The organism is Mucilaginibacter rubeus (assembly GCF_003286415.2).
GTDB lineage: Bacteria > Bacteroidota > Bacteroidia > Sphingobacteriales > Sphingobacteriaceae > Mucilaginibacter > Mucilaginibacter rubeus_A.
On sequence record NZ_CP043450.1, the window covers coordinates 4,137,704 to 4,154,962 of the forward strand.

Consider the following 17,259-nt stretch of genomic DNA (forward strand, 5'->3'; position numbering starts at 1 on the left):
GCATGCTCTACAGGGCGGCCCTGCTTCCGTGCGATTGCTTCGTGCCTCGCAATGACATAATTTTAACAATGGCCAATAACACTAACTTAAGACGCCACCGTACTATACAAAAACACCGCCGATTCACCCAATATAACCTGATCGCCTTCACTAAGCGGGTGGCCTATCTGGGTTGAATTAAGCTTGATCATTTTGCCATCAGCGGCTATATGAATCTTGGTTTTGTTGCGTGGAGGAACCCCGCCCTCATCGGCGAAGATCATGAAACGTTCGCTTTCATTATCCCATTCAATGTGAGCGTGCTGCCTGCTGATGTATTTGTTGCTTTCGTCCCGGCTCTCACCAGGAAAAACCAATTGATTTAGCCTGAACGAACCATTTTCGGTCACGGCCTTTTTATCCCGACCGATGTTGAGCTTAGGGTCGGCAGCTTTGATCTGGTATTCTTCTTTTTCGGCCTCGCCGCTCAGGATGCGCAAATAAGCGGTAAAGGAGGCTGCATTATGGGCAACCTGCTTACGGGTATTCATGACAAAGGCCACATCCAGGTCGTGCATTCGTTTGGCATCTGTAGGAAACTGTTCTGTAAATTCAACATCAAGCGTCCAGTCGGATGGTAGATTGATAGCAAAATCGTCGGCTATTTTTTGCACCTCGTTTTTGAACAGCTGTTTATCATGTACATAAACCGCCCCTTCATAAATAGGTTTATCCTCAGTATCGGCAGCTATATAAAGCTTCAGCTCTTTAATATGGCCACCTTCCCCACCTTCTATCTTCTGTAAGGATTCTTTAATGAAGCGCAATATCGCTTCACGTAAGCTTTTTACATCCCAGGGTTGCTTTTCGCCGCTTCTTTTAAATAAACTAAATGCCATTTGCTCTTTCCTTTCTGTTTAAATACTATTCTTCGGTGGTGGTTTCCGCTTCCATGCTTTTTATGTACCCTTTTTTTAACAGGAATGGTATCACATGGTTCCCGGCCAAATGCACCGCGTCTGATGATCCCCGGGTAGATTCAACACGGATACAAACTACGATGTAACCGCTGCCTTTTTCTTTTGGTGCAAAGAAAACATACCAGCCATCGTTAACACTCTGATTCCTGACAATACGCTCGGGCGTACCGGTTTTACCCGCAACCTTTATACCTAATATAGGTGTTTTAGGCGCACTTTGCTCAATCATATATTGTTTTAACAAAGCGGCATAACGCGGGTCATCGGCCAGTTTGATGCCGCTTTTCACATTCACTGTCGAGTCGGCAATTTTAAGCGCAAACCTGTTAGGCATCAATACGCCGCTATTGGCTACGCCGGATACCAGTCTCGCCACTGCTGCCGGAGTAGCAATCAACTCGCCCTGTCCCCAAGCCATACCCGAAATACCCTTGGCCCTTGTTTTATGGATATTATTAGGATCGTACCGTGGCTTGGTATTAAACTCGGTTTTACGCCATAAAGCGCGCCACTTATCTTCCTGAGAGACGTTTAGCACTGGCTTATTGTAATAATAACCACCTACCCCATGCAAAAACATACCTGTTTTAAGATACAGCGTAGCCATGTATTCTTCAAGGTGCTCCTGATTGGCCAGCTTAATAAAGTAAACGTTGTTTGATTTGGCGATAGCCCGTTCCATCGTGATCATCCCGGTTTCATCGGGCTCGATACCTTTAGTACGGATCCGCTCTTCGGTGCTTACGTGATACTGTACTTCAGCAGCAGCTATTCCCAATTTATTAAATGCCGACATCGCCGTTAAAACTTTGGCTGTTGAACCCGGTTGACTGGCATAGGTAAAACCCAGATCGGTAGTGGTTAACCATGTTGCCAGCTTATTCTGATCGGCGAGGGGCATAGTAAGCTGATCCCAGTTATGCACCGGAGGCAACGGATATTGTGCAGAGGTAAGCACATCGCCGGTATTTGATTCAACAATCACAACGGAAACCCGGTTATCATACAACGAAGTGTCAGACGCTATAGATTGCTGGATACTGGTTTGCAAATCGGCATCCATCGTAAGCTTTACATCGCGATTCTTATTTTTAAACGCCTCTACTTCCGGTCCGTTGATGTCGCTGATAAGAAGGTTAGCCAAAGCGCTGTAATCTTTTTTAGCTACGGTCATTTCCTTCATGCCGCGGGGCAAAAACCGGTCTTCCTGGTAGCGTGATGCCTTAACGTTATAATTGGTAATAGGCATATGGAAGCCGCGAAGCTCGGCGGCATGTTCATATTCGGCAAAATAACCATTGGTGCTCCCGTTAAATACCCCGGTATTTTGATCGCCCGTCCAAAAAAACATTTGCTCTTCAAAAGGATAAAACCTGTCCAAACGCTTGTGCATAGCAGAATCCAGGTCATAATGCAGCATGCCCGAAGCGCTTAACTTATTCTTTTGTTTTTCGATAAGCTCGGGCTTGCTGGTAGCCAAGATAAGTCCGTTACGATCATAGATAGTACCGGCCTGCAATCTGTTCATTAATATGGCTATACGCGGATTATAGCTAAACATGCGCAGTCCGCTTTTATCGGCAACTAAAGCAGGTTTTACCACCCACTGTTTATTATCAGTTGTATAACGTGAAACATTGGTTACCAGCAATATCACTCCGGCCAACGCAGCCGCCAATGCAGGCACCAGGTTTTTGTCCTGTTGTTTGGTGATATAATCCATTTGCACTGCCGTACCACGTACCGACGATACAGATAACAGGAAACCGGCCGCTAACAGGTTTATTACCAGCGATGAGCCACCATAACTTTCAAAAGGCAGGGAAACACCCGATAATGGCAACGCGCCAATAGAGCCGCCCGCTATCAGCAAAAACTGCACAAAGGTACATACCCCTATGCCTGCGCTGAGGTAGAATAGTAGTGGCATCCCCGTTTGCCTGCCTATGATTATAGACCGATGCAGGTACAATAAAAACAGGATGAACACGGCTGCCATACCGGCCCAGCCAAACTCCTCGCCTATGGATGGCAGGATCATATCGGTATGTGCTTCAGGAATTGTTTTGGCGAAGCCCTGCCCTACACCCTGCCCACTTAAACCACCGCTGGCCATAGCCCAAAGGCCGTTGGCTACCTGGTCGCCACCATATACCTCGTTATTCCAGGCATCCTGCCAAATGGCTTTACGTTCAACCAAACGCTCCACCGGACCGGGGATAATTTTATCAAGACCAGGAATTTTGTCGATGGTTAAAAACGCGGTGATCACCACCAAAGCCATAATGGCCGATTCGCTGAGCCTCCTGCGCCTGAAAAACACAACGCCACCAAGCGAACAAAACGTGATAACCGCGCTAAGCCACACACTATCAAAAAACCATGTGGTAAGCACAAACAGCACCACAAAACCCGCCATGTACAGGAAATCGCCCCGTGAAAACGAGAACAGGATAATGAAAGTGAAGCAAATTACCATGGCCGGGCCCAAATCGCCCAAAACCAAAAACAGTAACAGCGTGATTATAGTAGCGATAAGCGCGAACGAAAAGAACGACCAACGCTTGCTCCAGCTGGCGTACTGACTGATGAATTTTTCGTTAGTGGCAAAAAATCCTGCAAGGAAAATAACAATGAGATACTTTACAATTTCACTCGGCTGAAAACCCAGCAGATTAACTTTTACACCGCTACCCTCCGGACCGGAGCCGAATAAAATAGTAGAGAAAAGTATAGCCATTGCTACAATAGCCCATGGCCAGCCGTTGGCAGCGCTCCTGCTCCATTTAAAAACAAGCAAACGGTAAAAGCCCGAATCCGGATTGAGCTTACGCAGGTTAAACAACTGAATAATACAGATGCCTGCTATACCTATACCAAGATAAATAAGCGTATCCTTAGCCAAAAACCTGTCGCGCAGTGGGTCCTGCAAACTTAAAAGGGTAAGGAACGAGATCCCGGTAAGCATCATGATCAGCGGTAAAATGATCTGATCGGCGTTGGGATACCGCGCGCTGAGTAATAAGTGCACGATGATAAACCCGGCAAAAAAACTGCCGGCTATAATCCAGTACCACATATTAAACTCATCCTGGTAACGTACTATGAACGCGCCTTCTTTTTTCAGGATATTAAAATCGCGGGTAGAAAGCAGCTTGATGCTATGTGGCGCCTGGCTAAACTTAAAGCTTACATCTTTATCCAGCTCATCAATGCCTTGCGAGCGGCCAAATTCAAAACCTGGTTGCATCGGCAACACCGAAAATGCTTTACCCGTGGGCAATTGCGCAAACACAAACCGGCCTTCGGCATCGGTACGGGCAAAGGCTGTTAGTGACTGTAATACCTTCTTTTTCTGATCGTTAAGCACATACAGTTTTTTGTACGACGCCCCATTCTCCGAAAAAGATGTTTTCGCACCGGTTTCCTCGTCACTGAAAATACTATCACGTGGCAATATCATGGTCAGTTTCACTAATACGCCGGGTACGGGTTCGCCTTTATGCGCTATAGTTCCTTTGATGCTGTATTCGCCGAGGTTGAGGTCTGTTTGGGCCCCTAATGATGGCGGATTTTTCAATTCCTGCTCAAAGCGTGTGGAGTCATCACCCGTATAGCCTAAAAGCGTACGGGATGTAAGTACACGTTTCTTAAACGTTTCGCCGCCTTTTTCAAAAGCCTCATCAGCATTTACATAATATTTGCGTTTATTAAGTTCGCCGGTATTATCAACCAGGTCGCCGGCTGCCTTACGCGATGCAATTACCGATTCTATGTAATCCACATCACGCGGGTCATCAAAATAGTAGCCTTTTTTTAATAACGCTTTAACATTTTGAGCTGTATTAGGCGAGTTAAGATTTACGATGGTACCATCTTTCAGGCGTTTATCAACATCGGTAAACTTAAGTTGCAGCACACTGTAAAGCCTTACAAATAAAACGGCCAGCAGTATGCCTGTAAGCAACAGGAACAGCCGTTCCATTCCTCTGCCGGGTACTTTTGGTTTTTCCTGGGCCATTTATTAGTGGGTAGCTTTAGTTGGGACAGAATCAGTTTTGAACATACTGCCAAACAACCTGCCTGAGATATATTTCTTATTAGGGAACAGGTACGATACCTGTACCGGTGTTAAACAGTTATTGAACTGCACATTTTTCAAAACCAAAGCATCATTATGCGTCACGATAGCTGTGGGGAAACCATCAAAGGCAACACTATCCAGCACCACATATTTACAATTGGCAGCAAGCGTTATAGCAGGTCCCTTATAGGTTGAATCTTTTTTAAATATGATAGCGCCTTTGGTTTTGATGTAAAGACTATCCTTGTTGATATGCAAAGTATCGCTCAATACAATTGGCTGCTGAAAATCGGCTGCCGAAAGCAATAGCGTATGGCCTTTTAATTTATTGATGGTGTCCTGCAGCTTAAGTTCTACTGCGTTTTTTACCGGCTGGGCTACCAGTGTATCTGTTTTTTTAGGAATAGCAGCCTGATCGGCGTTCTTTTTAAACTGCCAGATAAATCCGCCTAAAAAAATGAAACAGAGCAGTGTGAGTATGGCTACTGTACCGCCATTGCCTTTGGTTTTCACTACAGGTTCGGGCTCTTCCTGCTTCTTTATCGGCGCAGGAACTACTTCTGGCTGATCTACCGTTTTTGCGGTAGCTACGGGCTTGGTGGCACTGTGTTGTTTGCGTTCTTTATCGTTATGAACCAAAACCACGGTCACGTTATCTTTGCCGCCCCGGCTATTGGCAGCATCAATCAGTTTTTTACCTTTTTGAGGCAGGTTATCACTACTTGTAAGGATATCGGTGATCTTACTTTTATCAACCAGATCGGTGAGGCCATCGCTGCAAAGCAAGAGGATATCCCCCGGCAAAAACGGCGAACTACCTGTTTCTACAAAATCAGGGTCTTTACTGATCTGTCCTGCAAAACCAAGTGCCTTATTGATCTCGTTTCGTTTTGGATGATCCATAGCCGCTTCTTCGGTCAGCCTGCCGGAATCTTCCAGGAAGCCAACAAAAGAGTGATCTTTTGAGATCTTGATCAGTGAATAATCGCGAAGCAAATAAAGGCGGGTATCCCCTACGTGGGCATAGTAAAATTTATTATTGATCACATCAACAACGGCCAGCGTAAGCACACAGGCCATGTTTTCCAACTCTTTGTTCTGTACTTTTTCTTCGTAAATACGCTGATTGGCAATGGTGAACGTATTTACCAGCAACGGAACAATATCGCCCGCTATGTATTGCAGCTGCTCCAGGATGGTGGCGCGGGCAATTTCGGCAGCTATTTCACCGCCGGCGTAACCTCCTACCCCATCAACCACACAGGCTATGATAAAATTACCATCGCCCGATTTTTCGGCAATAAAGGCATCTTCATTGTTTTGCCTTTGCTTACCGGTATCTGTTATCCCGAAAAAATTATTTGCCATGGTTTTAACTGGATTTTTTTATGTCGATAAAATGAGCTACCAATAACAGCACACATATAGCCAGCAGCCCTATTGATAATATTTGTGACATTATGGTTCGGGTTTAAATATGTTAATACCTACTATACCGTTAAGCAATATCCTGGAATTGAAGGGCAACTCCACCCACTGCGGCGAGTTTACATCGCTCCCGGCTACTTCCATTTCATTGATCAGTGTACGCTCGCCAAATGATGCCAGGTAAAACTTACCGTCGGCTTTATTTAGCCTGATGCGGAGGTGCGGCGTATTTACCCATTCAGACGGCACTTTGAATACCGCCTGTTCGTCCCTTTCTTCATCCTCGCCGGATACTACGATATCGTCGTCCTTTACCAGGTATTCCACCTTACGGCCAACAAATTGCTTATCAGGCATAATAGTTTCCAAACGAGCCAATACCTTGGTTCCGGGCTTGCTTACCTCTTTTTCGTTATAATGCAGATCGTTAGCGTAAGGCAGTTCGTAATAGCCCTCGCTGTAATAAGTAAAGCCTTTTAAAACATCGTTGCTGATATCCAGCGTTTGGGCAACCCCTGTTTGGCGGGGAATGAATGTTACCCTCAGGTTTTCTTCTTTTTTATTGCTTGTGCCGGGCAGTAGTTTTCCTATAAAGCCTTTATCGCCACGTTTGTAATCGGGATGGGATACCAGCCTGAATACCCATTTTGAACTTGAAGGCTCCACCTTTTTGCCTACTTCCTGATACTCGCGCAGCAACTCATAAAATTTCTTCACCGACTCGTTAACAATGATACCGAACAAGCCCGATCTATTATTCACAAAATCCTGATAGTCTTCCTCGTTAAAGCTGATGATAAACTCATGGTAAAAAACTACCCTATCGGCAAAAGACAACTGTTTGATTGATTCCTTGAATTTTTCAATGATGTACATGTACACGTCATCGGGCGTGAGGGCTTTTATTTTAACGGCCTCTTCATTTACCGGTTTTCCGTTGGGCAAAAACCAGTCCTGCAGACCAATGCGTTTCCAAAAAGTTGATTTAGGTTCCATTCCGTATTTGCTAAATCATTAAAAATTTAAGTTAGAGGTATCAGCCCTTTTTACGCTGTCGCGGTAAAACTGGGTATCCTGTTTTTGTTGCTTTGCACGTTGGATATTGCGCAATATCGAATCGGCAGTGGAATCCACTTCGGGTGGGATATTACTTTCATCCCTAAAATCATTTGCCTTTGGTTGCTGCGTAACAGAGTCTTTTTTTTCGGGCAAAATAGTTTTATTATTTGCCGCTGAATCGGTCTGCTTTTTCGAGGATTTAAACAACCTGTTCACCACGCCATGATAAATGCGACCACCAAACTTATCCATCACCACTGCCGAAAACACGGTAAAACCGCAAAGCAATATCATGAACAAAACAAAAATAGGCTTTGACATACGCACAGCTTTATTATCAACCGGGGCGTTGTTAATTACCTGTGCAGGCTGCTTGTTTTCGTTTTCCTGGTAATATAAAACAAGACCTTGCAGGCGTTCGTTTTCTTTCAATAAAACCTCGGTATTCCATGATTCATCCGGATGAGTTGGGCTGATAGCGCCGATGCTACCCTGCATTAAAGCTTCCTGAAGCTCGATGCCATTGGCATACCGGTTACTAACATCCTTTTGCAAACATTTTGCAACTACCTTTAATAACCAGGCCGGAACCTGCATTTGCATTTCCTTTTGTTCTTCCGACCAGCTTTCGGGCAAGTTTTTACGACGCAATTCCATCACGTCCGGAACTTCTGCCTCCATGTGGGCCAGCATTACTGCTGTACGAGCGGTTTCTCCATTATCTTTTAACGGGAAAGGCACCTGGCCACCTATCAGTTCATACAGGATAATACCATAGCTATATACATCCGTTTGGAAATACATCAAGCCCTCGTTTTGTTCGGGGGCCATAAATTCAATAGCCCCGGCATGACGGATGCTGGTGCGGCGCTGATCATCAGACATAGCTGAAAGGCCAAAATCAAGCAGCACATAATTGCCGGTGTGTACGTTGAACTTAACGTTATTGCTTTTGATATCGCCGTGCTTTACCGAAACCTTGTGGCAGTGCGATAAAGCATTTGCCAGCTGATCGGCCAGTTTAATGATCTCTTTAATATTAAAGATAGCCTCATGAGGCGGCTTCAGCAGATCTTCCAGATCGGGACCATCAATATATTCCATCTCAATAAACGGGAACGAACCGCTTTCGGTAATACCCGAATTAAGGATCTTAACCACATTGGGGTTAGGTTCTTCGTTTACCTTTTTTAATTTTTCGACCTCATTCTGGAAATTACGAAAATTTTTATCGTCGGTACTTTCGGTATGAATAGGTGTTGGCAGGAGTTTTACCGCGGTAATTATAGGCCCATAACGGCGACCTTTATAAACAGAGCCCTGACCGCCCGTTCGTAAAGCCCCCATGTTTTCCAAACCTTCGGTAATAGTAAATACTTTGCTCATTGAGTTATACTTGGGGAATGAGTATTCGTGACAAATATTAAAAACTTTTTACTCAACATAACGCAGGCATTAGTGTTTGGTATAAAAATATAAAAAAAAGTTCGGCAAATCTGAACCTTGATTTGCCTGATTAAAGGATTACATGATGTAAATATCAACCATTATTTGCTTGATATAAAGATTAGAAATATGATTTAACTATCATGGGCATCCTTAAATCCTAAAAATCATGGTTCCTTATTGAACAATTATCTCATCCACCATTAACCAAGCCTTTGCTCCGGCGATGTACTCGCCCGGCGGAATAATGCCTTTGTTGGTTGCTTTTACCCTGATGTAACGTGCCTGCTGTATTTTGATATTGGCTCGCACCGCGTTGATGCCATTATCCGGGAAATCTGTTTGCCGGTAAACCTCGGTGTAGTTAGTACCATCGGCCGATACCTCAAAGGTTAGCAGTGTAGGTTCCCACATTTTTTGCCAGTGGTATTTTAATATATTGATCCCTAATTTCGATACGTTTTGCATCGATCCCAAATCAACCACGGCTTCCAAGTCATCCCCACTGAAGCCGTACCACTGTCCATCATTATAAAGCTTACTGCCGAAAACACCGTTTACCAAACCAAATGTATTGCCGGGATTATAGCCCCCCTGCGGCTGGTTTTTAAGTGTTACCGTTTTGCCAATGGCCTGATGAATAGTAAACGATTTTTCATAAACGCGCCCAACCTGTTTATCTTTCATAAAAACTGCCGCTTTAATCGATCCGGTTGAAGCAACAATGATAGGGCCGCCGTATTCTTTGGCATTTACCCCAGGGTCAGTACCATCTGTAGTATAAAATATTTTAGCACCGGGTAAAGTTGTTTGCAGATTTAGGGCTACCTGATGATCCGCTGTTTCGGCTACAGAATCGGTGATCTCGTCATAAACTTCAGCGGCGTTTATATTCAGATTGAGTAACGGTTGATGATACCTCAGTCGTTTTAAAAAGCCATCATAGTTTTTACTTTGCTTTGGGCTCCAGGCTACTTCGGCCAAAGCCAGCATTCGGGGAAATAACTGCCGCTCAGCTTGCGCCGGACTGGCCATGTATTCGCTCCAGGCATTGGCTTGTACACCTTTTATATATTTAGCTTCCTCGCCATTGAGCTCGTTGGTTACGGGCTCGTAATTATAAACTTTGCCTAATGGCGTGTAACCGCCGCCGGATAATGGCTCAGCCGGATAAAGCGACTGGTAATAGTCCAAGTACACATATTTTTCGGGCGTCATGATGGCTTCATGATGCTGTTTGGCGGCAGCTATCCCGCCCTCCTCGCCCGTCCAGCTCATTACGGTTGCGCCGGGTGTAAGTCCTCCCTCCAATATCTCGTCCCAGCCAATGATCTGCCTGCCTTTGCTGTTCAGGTATTTCTCCATCCGGCCGATGAAATAGCTTTGCAGTTCTTTTTCATCTTTCAGATGCTCATCTTTAATACGTTTTTGGCATTTGGGACAGGCTTTCCATTTGGTTTTAGGGCATTCATCACCACCGATATGGATGTATTTTGAAGGGAACAAAGGCAACACCTCATCCATTACGTTTTGTAAAAAAGTAAAAGTTTCGTCGTTACCGGCACAATACACATCATCAAAAATGCCCCAGTAAGTGGCTGCTTTATACGGTCCGCCGGTACAGCCCAATTGTGGGTAAGCGGCCAGTGCTGCTAATGCATGGCCCGGCATTTCAATTTCCGGGATCACGGTGATATGTCTTTGGGTAGCATATTTTACAATATCTTTTACCTCGTCCTGCGTGTAATAGCCGCCATAGCGTTTACCATCAAACCTGTGCGGACTATCTTTTTTATGGCCGATGATGGTTTCATCGCGGTAAGCAGATACGCTTTGCAGCAAAGGATATTTCTTTATTTCGATGCGCCAGCCCTGATCATCAGTAAGGTGCCAATGGAAGGTATTGATCTTGTACAATGCCAGCAGGTCTATCCATTTTTTTATGGTCTGAGGATCGAAAAAATGGCGGCTTACGTCAAGGTGCATGCCCCGGTAGGCAAAACGGGGGTAATCGGTAATGGAGTAACCTTTAACCGCTATTTCACTTTTATTGATATCCAACAATTGAACAAGCGATTGCAAGCCATAAAAAACACCAGCCTCGTCATGCCCTGTGATGGTTATTCTATGAGGTTTAACTTCTAAGGTATATCCTTCAGGTTGGCTAACGCGTTTCGGATTGATCTGAAGCCACAAATTTGAAGCAGCCATCTTGTGATTTACAAACGGCGTAGTTTTATGAATATCTCTTACCAAACGTATATAATCCTTAAAAAAGGTAACATTACTTGCACTTATGCCAGGCCCTAAACCAATTTTAAATTCCCGGGAAAATACATAAGTAATATTATCACTTTTTATTTTGACCGGCTGGGGGATAATGCCCTGTGTTCCGGTCTGCGCTTTACCTGGCAAAACAAAGCCAATACACAACAGAATTAAAGCAACAATTTTTATGCGTTTGCGCGAGGGTAAGCTATAACTGATCATCAAAAGTAAATGTAAAACCGAATATACTTTTTTTGATGATGGAAAGGGAAGAATCTCGTTAAAACGTTTTTTGTAGAGACACGTTACATGCGTCTTACAGACAGGTACGGTATAGGAGACGAATGTGATGCGTCTCTACATTAATAAAACGGTATACTTATGATCCTATCGCTTTCCTGTAATTACGAAGCGCCCGGATGATCGACATTACAATTTCATGCTGTCCCTCGTCCGAATTTAGATATTCTTCTTCTTCAGGATTATTGATAAAACCTGTTTCTATGAGTACAGCGGGCATAGCACTATGGGCCAGCACCAATACGCCCTGTTCCTTTACGCCATTGCTCTCGCGCCCATCTACCCCGGTAAATTCGTCGTCAAGCAAATCGCCGAAACGGATGCTTTGCTTACGGTATTTCTGAATATAGGCGTTAAGGATAATGAGATTAGAGGGATCGCTTTCGTCATAGCTCTCGTAATTTTGCTTGTAATCCTTTTCCTGGAAAATAGAAGAGTTTTCACGCACAGCTTCTTCCTGTTCTTTAAGGCGATGGAAACCGTATACCAGCAAAAGCACTCCTTTTTGCTTATGCGCACGGGCAGCGGTACCCTCCGGCGACGAGTTACAGTGGATGGAGATAAACAAATTGCCATGATTTTGATTGGCAATAGCCGACCGCTGGTTTAATGGAATAAAAGTATCGTCGGTACGGGTAAGGATAGATTTTACATCGGTGATGGCTGTATCCAATGCTGCCTTGAGTTTCAGGGCTATCGATAACGTTACATTTTTCTCAAACGAATGCGAGCCGCGTGCACCGGCATCCTTACCGCCATGCCCGGCATCTATAACAACCGTTTTAAACTTAAATGTTGAAACAGCAGCCGGTATAGTATCTTTTTGCTGCGCGAATGAACTTTGAAACAAAAACAACAGGATGGTTATCCCCAGGAAAGCGGTGTATCTCATTTCTTAACCGCCTTTTTACTGCATTTTGGGCAAAGGCCCTGAGCGTACAAAGTAAAGCCATGCGGCTCAAAACCTACCGGAAGATTGATAGCAGGCAGGTTCAGATCATTTAAACAATATACATTTTTGCATTGGGTACAATTAAAATGCAGGTGCTCATCATGATGATCGTGCTCGTTGCAGTTTGATGAGCACAGCGCGTAATTTGCCGTCCCGTCAAGATCAAATACTTTGTGAATAATTCCCTTCTCTTCAAAAGCGTTAAGGATCCGGTAAAGGGTAACCCTGTCGATATCATGCATCAGGCTTTCCAGATCGGGCTGGGAGGTAGCCGTATGCCTTGACGACATCATTGATAAAACCCGCAATCGTGGCGCGGTTTTTTTCAGGTGATGCTTATCAAGCAAATGCTCAAAATGATGGATATCCCGGGTTTGTGTCATGTATTAATCAGGTCTTTATTTTTATAAGGCCGCTAATTTAATAATGGTACGTATAATATGCGCTATTAGTTGCCGGCTTTTATAACGGTATTTTTTATTGGCTTAGTATGATGCTTAGATATCAAAACGTTATGCTTTTCATGATTGCAAGCCGGGCTCAAAAAGCAATTGAATATCAAAAATGCATAAAAGAATTTCCTGTGGCTCTTGTCCATTATTCAACTTTTTTCAGTTTATAAGTTTTATGATCATGGCTGCAGGCTCCTGTATACTTATAGTTTACATAATGCGCGGCAGCTATCAATAAACCTCCAAATGGAACAATCATCGCCTCAGTTTTTCCTGTAGCCAACCCGTGCCCGCTCATAATGATAGCAAAACCCAAAACCAGCATGATTAAGGGCATAGTACGGTGGTGGGTACGCCTGTATGATAAGCCTATGGAATATACACCTATAGCCAATGCAAAAATGATCATCCCCCACTCTACCCAGGCATTGGCCAAAAAACCAAGCCCAACGAGGGGCAAACTGGTAAACAACAAAGGCACAACCGCACAATGAACGGCACAAAGTGTTGACGCGGTTATACCGATATTATCCAGCCGGGGCGAAAGCTTTTGAAAATCCATGACGCAAATATAAATAAGTTAATGCAACAAAATTGCATCTGATTTTATTATACTTGCGACAGCTTCTTAAATTAACAAATACCTGACAATTACTTAATATTAATCAGCAAACCGTATTTTTGCGGCCTTATAATAAAAATACAGTTTGAATTTATCCCGCATTTATCATATAAAACAACTTTGGCAAAGCGCTTACAATACCAAGGCCAGCAGGCTTAAATTATTGAGCGCCACTATTGTCATAGTTACTATCATCAACCTGCTACCCTCATTTTTTAAGTACATTGAACGCCGCACAGATGGCGTTGTATTGCACGATTGGGTATTGGCCCATTTGCCATCTTACGATCTTTCGGTACCGATTTTTATACTCATCTGGAGTATGGGCCTGCTCATGATGTGGCGAGGATTATATAACCCAAGGGTATGCATCAGCTACATCTGGACGCTGAACCTTGTTTGCATAGCACGTTTTGTTACCATCAGTTTGGTAAAGCTTAATCCACCGGTTGGGCTCGTCCCTCTTATTGATCCGAGTACCAGCGTTTTTTACGGACATACGTTTATCACTAAAGACCTGTTTTTTTCGGGCCATACAGCAACCATGGTACTGGTATACCTGCACCTGCAAAAACCTGTTGATAAACTAATCGCCCTAATTTGCGCTATAGTATTAGTAGTGTTGTTACTCATACAGCACATTCATTATACTATTGACGTTGTTGCCGCACCATTTTTTGTATATGGTTGCTGGAGATTGGTTAAGTGGCTTGGACTGGATTAAATTACTCGATAACCCGTCATCCTGAACTTGTTTCAGGATCCCACAAGCCAGGTTTACTCCTTGCAAATCGGCTTAGCGAGTGAGGTGCCGAAATAAATTCGGCATGACGAAATTTTGAATTTCACTCCCATCCATTTACCAGATGCATACTGTCCTTTAAATCACCGTATAGTTTTTTGAATACCGGGAACATTTTGCTGTAAAGCGTGTGGTTATCAATATTAGGTTCAATAAATTCCTGCTGCTCCACCCGGGTGAGCGTTGCATAACTTTCAGGATATAATACGCGTGCTGCGAGGTAAATTGCGCCCAATGCCGATGAATCTTCAGACTGGAGTACAGCCAGCTTTTTACCTGTGATATCAGCCAAAATCCGCGTCCACACCGCCGAACTGGTAAAACCGCCGCTGATATTTACCTGAGTAATTTCACCCGAGGCATCTTCCAGTGTTTTAAGTACATCGTTCAGCGCAAAACAGATGCCCTCCAATCCTGCGCGTAAAAAGTGCGAACGGGTGTGTGCCGGTTTGATATTAAAGAAAGTACCGCTGGTTTTGGTGTCCCAAAGCGGGGCACGTTCGCCGTACAGGTAAGGTAAAAATATCAGTCCGTTACTACCTGCCGGTACGGATGCGATCTCAGCAAACAAAGCATCGTAATCGGTAGCAGTAAGGTTTTCCTTCTGCAAAAAGTTTTTCAGCAACCAATTTACCGCTATCCCGCCGTTATTTACGGCACCGCCACAAACATAAGTTTGTTCGTCCAGCAGATAGTTAAAAATCATGGCTTCGTAATTGTAAACCGGCTTTGGGTTGGTAACCCGTACCGCGCCACTGGTGCCAATGGTAAGCGCGGCCACACCGGGGCTATTTGTATGGCTGCCCAGGTTAGCACATGCACCATCGCTCGCGCCGATCACGAATGGCGTATCAGCATTGATACCGGTCAATGAAACAACTTCGGGCTTAACATCCTTACGATAATAAGTAGTATTAACCGGGATAGATAACTTTGCGGTTGTAATGCCCGTTACCCTCATAGCCTCCTCGTTCCACTCTTTTTTTACAATATCAAACAAACCTGTTGCTGAAGCTATGGAGTAATCCACCTCAAAAACACCAAAAAGCCTGAACCAGATAAACTCTTTTATCGAAATAAATTTGTGCGCCGCTTCAAAAACATCGACCCGGTTAGCACGCAGCCACAGCAACTTATTTAAAGGCGACATAGCATGAATAGCTGTACCACAGTTATGATATAATGATGCGCCTTGCTCAGTTTTCCTCAAAGCCTGCGCTATGTTCTCGCTCCGGGCATCGGCCCAGGTTATCATAGGTAGTAGTGCTTCGCCATGCTCATTAACAGGAATAATACTGTGCATGGCGCTGCTCAAACTTACAGCCCGTGGAGCCGCTCCTAATTTGGCGGTAATACCAGCAAGGCATTTTACAAAAGCATCCCAGATCAACAGTGGATCCTGCTCGCTGTAACTAGGTTCAGGACTGTTTATAGGATAATGATTGGATACCGTACCCAATGGTTCGCCCATTAAACTAATAGCTACGGCCTTAGTACTGCCCGTGCCAATATCAATCCCTAAAATATATGCTTGCATGGTGATGTATTTTACGCCAAAATAATAAACAGAACCGGGATTGTCTGAATCAGAATTGTCTGAATTATGTCTGAACTCGAATTAAACGAATTTATAGAATCACCAGAAATTAAAAAATTCGATAAATTCATTTCATTCGTTAATTCCGGTTCAGACAATCCCGGTTCAGACAAAATCAACGGTCAAAACCGACAGCAGGGGACAGTTCGGGTATATTTATTATCTACATTAGCCTTACCAATATAAACCAATTAGAGAATATGCAAGTAATTTTAGGGGTCATCTTTCATTTTATCGGTGGCTTTGCTTCGGGGAGCTTTTACATCCCCTACAAAAAAATAAAAGGCTGGGCCTGGGAAAGCTACTGGATAGTAGGTGGCATTTTTTCATGGCTTATTGTACCACCGCTGGCGGCATGGCTAACTATACCGGGTTTCGCGGATATTATAAGCCATACCGATACGGCAACCCTCGGTTGGACATACCTTATGGGATTGTTATGGGGTGTTGGTGGCTTAACATACGGACTTGGCGTACGCTATTTAGGAGTGTCATTAGGGAGCACCATTATCCTGGGTTTATGCTCAGTTTTTGGGTCGATAATCCCATCGGTGTATTACGATTTTTTCCCGAAAGAAGGGAAAGACACTTTTACCCTAATGCTGCATACCCAATGGGGGCAGATGGTTTTACTGGGCATTTTACTTTGCGTAGTGGGAATCATTATATGTGGTAAAGCCGGCACAATGAAAGAGAAAGAACTATCAGCCGATAAAACTATAGCGCAGGAAAACAAAGATTACCGATTTGGTTTGGGTATTGTGGTAGCAATAATATCAGGTATACTTAGCGCCTGTTTCAATTTTGGTATCGAAGCCGGTAAAACCATGGCCGATACAGCTAACCATGCGTGGCAGGCTGGGCATCCGGGGCAAGGTAATTTTCTCTATGCCAATAATGTGACCTATATTATTATTCTTTGGGGCGGCCTTACCACTAACTTTATATGGTGCATGGTGCTAAACACCCGCAACAAAACGTTTGATAATTATACCGATAAAAAAACACCATTGCTTAAAAACTATCTGTTTGCGGCATTAGCCGGTACTACCTGGTTTTTACAATTCTTTTTTTACGGCATGGGCGAAAGCAAAATGGGTAACGGCGCAAGCTCGTGGATCTTGCACATGGCATTCATTATCCTGATAGCCAATACCTGGGGGCTTGTTCTTAAAGAATGGAAAGGTGTAAGTAAAAAAGCCTTCGCAACTGTAATAGCGGGTATAGCAGTCATTGTACTATCGGTGCTGGTTGTAGGCTACGGAAATTCAATTAAATAACAATCAAAAT

At 44.0% G+C, this 17,259-nt stretch carries 12 protein-coding genes; 2 read left to right on the top strand and 10 right to left on the bottom strand.

Annotated features, from left to right (window positions below; all coding sequences use genetic code 11):
* Positions 1–86: 86 nt before the first annotated feature.
* From DEO27_RS16195 to DEO27_RS16235, 9 genes are all read right to left on the bottom strand, one after another.
* Positions 87–878, bottom strand: coding sequence for an FHA domain-containing protein (locus DEO27_RS16195; RefSeq protein WP_112568047.1), 792 nt, complete (start codon positions 876–878; stop codon positions 87–89).
* Between the two features lie 25 nt (positions 879–903).
* A complete protein-coding gene (locus DEO27_RS16200; protein WP_112568045.1) occupies positions 904–4,980 on the bottom strand; it encodes an FtsW/RodA/SpoVE family cell cycle protein in 4,077 nt (1,358 codons plus the stop codon).
* 3 nt (positions 4,981–4,983) lie between these two features.
* A complete protein-coding gene (locus tag DEO27_RS16205) occupies positions 4,984–6,411 on the bottom strand; it encodes a PP2C family protein-serine/threonine phosphatase (protein ID WP_112568043.1) in 1,428 nt (475 codons plus the stop codon).
* Between the two features lie 90 nt (positions 6,412–6,501).
* Positions 6,502–7,467 carry a hypothetical protein gene (locus DEO27_RS16210; protein ID WP_112568041.1) on the bottom strand — a complete coding sequence of 322 codons (966 nt, stop codon included), beginning with the start codon at positions 7,465–7,467 and terminating at the stop codon, positions 6,502–6,504.
* 18 nt (positions 7,468–7,485) lie between these two features.
* A complete protein-coding gene (locus tag DEO27_RS16215) occupies positions 7,486–8,916 on the bottom strand; it encodes a serine/threonine protein kinase (protein ID WP_112568039.1) in 1,431 nt (476 codons plus the stop codon).
* A 237-nt stretch (positions 8,917–9,153) separates the two neighbouring features.
* A complete protein-coding gene (locus tag DEO27_RS16220) occupies positions 9,154–11,466 on the bottom strand; it encodes a family 20 glycosylhydrolase (RefSeq protein ID WP_112568037.1) in 2,313 nt (770 codons plus the stop codon).
* A 157-nt stretch (positions 11,467–11,623) separates the two neighbouring features.
* Entirely contained in the window at positions 11,624–12,436 is an 813-nt protein-coding gene (locus DEO27_RS16225; RefSeq protein ID WP_112568035.1) for an N-acetylmuramoyl-L-alanine amidase, read from the bottom strand.
* Positions 12,433–12,879, bottom strand: coding sequence for a Fur family transcriptional regulator (locus DEO27_RS16230; RefSeq protein WP_112568033.1), 447 nt, complete (start codon positions 12,877–12,879; stop codon positions 12,433–12,435). The genes DEO27_RS16225 and DEO27_RS16230 overlap by 4 nt, the downstream gene beginning before the upstream one ends.
* Before the next feature lie 214 nt (positions 12,880–13,093).
* Positions 13,094–13,510 carry a MerC domain-containing protein gene (locus tag DEO27_RS16235; protein WP_112568031.1) on the bottom strand — a complete coding sequence of 139 codons (417 nt, stop codon included), beginning with the start codon at positions 13,508–13,510 and terminating at the stop codon, positions 13,094–13,096.
* A 145-nt stretch (positions 13,511–13,655) separates the two neighbouring features.
* Here DEO27_RS16235 and DEO27_RS16240 point away from each other — a divergent pair, with 145 nt between their 5' ends.
* Positions 13,656–14,294 (top strand): phosphatase PAP2-related protein, encoded by a 639-nt coding sequence (locus DEO27_RS16240; protein ID WP_112568029.1) that lies wholly within the window; start codon positions 13,656–13,658, stop codon positions 14,292–14,294.
* 121 nt (positions 14,295–14,415) lie between these two features.
* Here DEO27_RS16240 and DEO27_RS16245 read toward each other — a convergent pair whose 3' ends face one another.
* Complete coding sequence (locus DEO27_RS16245; RefSeq protein ID WP_112568027.1) at positions 14,416–15,909, bottom strand: gluconokinase; 1,494 nt, start codon at positions 15,907–15,909, stop codon at positions 14,416–14,418.
* 260 nt (positions 15,910–16,169) lie between these two features.
* On the opposite strand from DEO27_RS16245, the gene rhaT reads away from it, so the two are divergent.
* Positions 16,170–17,249, top strand: a complete 1,080-nt coding sequence (gene rhaT, locus DEO27_RS16250) for an L-rhamnose/proton symporter RhaT (RefSeq protein ID WP_112568025.1) — start codon at positions 16,170–16,172, stop codon at positions 17,247–17,249.
* The last annotated feature ends 10 nt before the right edge of the window (positions 17,250–17,259 follow it).